Origin of the sequence: Furfurilactobacillus curtus (genome assembly GCF_045862785.1) — a bacterium.
In the GTDB taxonomy this organism is placed as follows: domain Bacteria; phylum Bacillota; class Bacilli; order Lactobacillales; family Lactobacillaceae; genus Furfurilactobacillus; species Furfurilactobacillus curtus.
In genome coordinates, this window is the sequence record NZ_BQXO01000066.1 from 1 (window position 1) to 466 (window position 466).

Annotated in this window: 1 protein-coding gene; it reads left to right on the forward strand. The window is 47.9% G+C overall.

What is annotated here, in order from left to right:
* The coding region (locus tag ACKTR2_RS10470; protein ID WP_407885081.1) for a hypothetical protein at window positions 1–466 on the forward strand (466 nt) is incomplete at both ends.

Genomic DNA, 466 nt, shown 5'->3' on the forward strand with positions numbered 1-466 from the left:
CAACACCGGTGACAACAACACTGGTAACTCAAACTCCGGTTCAAACAATACTGGTGACAGCAATACAGGTAATTCGAACAGTGGTTCGAACAACACCGGTGACAGCAACACTGGGAACAGTAACTCTGGCTCGAACAACACTGGTGACAGCAATACTGGGAACAGTAACTCTGGCTCGAATAACACCGGTGACAGCAACACCGGTAATTCGAACTCTGGTTCAAACAACACTGGTGACAGCAATACAGGTAACTCGAACAGTGGTTCGAACAACACCGGTGACAGTAACACTGGTAATTCAAACTCCGGCTCGAATAACACTGGTGACAGCAATACAGGTAACTCGAACAGTGGCTCGAACAACACTGGTGACAGCAACACAGGTAATTCAAACTCCGGCTCGAATAACACTGGTGATAGCAACACCGGTAACTCGAACTCTGGTTCAAACAACACCGGTGACAGC